General features: G+C 55.7%; 2 protein-coding genes and 1 pseudogene. 1 reads left to right on the top strand and 2 read right to left on the bottom strand.

The annotated features are described in order from the left end of the window. A partial coding sequence (locus tag ABD059_RS05705) for a DUF4160 domain-containing protein (RefSeq protein WP_343878400.1) occupies positions 1–346 on the top strand: 346 nt, incomplete at its 5' end. 116 nt (positions 347–462) lie between these two features. On the opposite strand, the gene ABD059_RS05700 is transcribed toward ABD059_RS05705, so the two are convergent. Together ABD059_RS05700 and ABD059_RS05695 are read right to left on the bottom strand one after the other, a co-directional pair. Continuing rightward, positions 463–1,122 carry a hypothetical protein gene (locus ABD059_RS05700; protein WP_343878399.1) on the bottom strand — a complete coding sequence of 220 codons (660 nt, stop codon included), beginning with the start codon at positions 1,120–1,122 and terminating at the stop codon, positions 463–465. Between the two features lie 54 nt (positions 1,123–1,176). Then, positions 1,177–1,717, bottom strand: a pseudogene (locus ABD059_RS05695) (hypothetical protein); the annotation flags it as partial.

Genomic DNA, 1,717 nt, shown 5'->3' with positions numbered 1-1,717 from the left:
AACCGCTACTGGGAAAACTGGACGCAAGAAAACCAATCAGCTATCGCATAGACGCTGGACTGCTAACGGGGGCCCAACCAGGTTGGCTCTTGAAGGAGGGGTGACTCTCGTCGTCCATTCAAACGACCACCCTCCGCCCCATGTCCACGTTCAAATCAAAGGAGAGCCAAAGCTGGAGTTCAAGGTCAATCTGGAGACGGCCGAAGTAATAGGCACAGTTCGAGGCATCAAATCCAATAAGCTTGCGGGCATGGTGGCCGCTGTCATTGAGAACCGCGATACGCTGGCTGGCTGGTGGGAAAAGTATCAAGGCACTTCGGTTTCCATTCCGGTAGATCCTGACTAGTTAGTTGTAAGTAGATTGAGCGAGCCCCATAAGGAAAGGGGAATGATTCGCATCGACCGAATCTATCGCTCAGCTATCCCAGCCAGCAGTCAGGGTGATTTCCTCCTCTATAATCGTCATCCGGAGAATTGGCCTGTGACCACAGCCTCGGCAGCTTGTATGACTTCGTCGGCACGGTCCTCCCGTATCGCGTCGATGGGTGAGTCGTCATTGAGCCAAAGGTTTGAGCCTATGAACCACAACCGTGCTATGTGCTCCCCCTCGGCATCGGAAATAATCCGCCATACCTGGTGTGCTAGTCGGAGACGCTGTTGAGCTTCCGGACCGGGCTCTGCGCCGTTGACCTTCTGCCACTCCCTACTGATGTCACGGACGGTGCTTCCGGCTAGTCCGGCGACCAGAGTGGCTCCGAGCCCGACGTTCAGTCGGCGTACGATCTCTCGAATTCCTATGACCGTGGTTCGAGCCCTCCAGATTTCGATGGTTGTTATCGGTGTGGTGCACCGGAATGTCTCGACCCCGTCGTCGCGAATTTGCAGCCAGAAGTTTCCATTCTTCCCCACCTCAAGGTCAGAGAAATTCAGGACGGGTATTGGATCTCCATCGCGACGTAGGTCTGAAACAGACTCGTCTTCATAGTCTTCGGTCGCTGACTCAATCTGTGTGAACCGGGTGAGCGTTTTGGAGTCGTCCTTCAGAACGAGCCGGTACACGCTGCCGCTGGAGGTTATAAATTTGTAATCGCCTCGGTCTCGCCGAGTTACCCGTTCGATCATTCCTGCTCTCCTTCGGTCTGTACCTAGCTACTTCCTCCTGGGTCGCCTGTCCACTCACCGCGTCGTAACCCTCAGCGGTTCTACCCTCAGCGGCATTGTTTCGTCGGGCCACACCAGTACAGCGTTGCCGTTGTTGGCCAGCTCGTTTGCCAGGACATCGACTCGCGTAACTGAGCCGTCCTCATGTTTGAGTTCGTGGATTCGCCGTTGGTGCCAATGACCAGCGAACAGGTGTGGGGGCCGCAATTTGCGCACCACCTCGTCGAGAAGGATTCTGGTTCGCGCTGCCTCAGAGATTACATCGGCCGTTAGTTTCAGGTCGCTCTTCATAGGGACGGATACGGGAACGTCGTGGGTGATCAGGATGTCCACCGGTCCGTTCGCCAAAAGCTGTTCGGCTTGTTCCGGCGTTGGCTCCTCATTAGGCCACCAGTCTTTTCCTTCGGTCCGGTACTTTTGATCGATGCTGAAGGCGCCGCCGAGACCTCCGACTGTGAGGCCTTCAATGACGGTCCTGGTTGGGCCCCCGTTAGCAGTCCAGCGTCTATGCGATAGCTGATTGGTTTTCTTGCGTCCAGTTTTCCCAGTAGCGGTT

Source organism: Arthrobacter flavus, assembly GCF_039526005.1.
Lineage (GTDB): Bacteria > Actinomycetota > Actinomycetes > Actinomycetales > Micrococcaceae > Arthrobacter_D > Arthrobacter_D flavus.
This window is presented reverse-complemented; position numbering and strand designations above follow the sequence as displayed.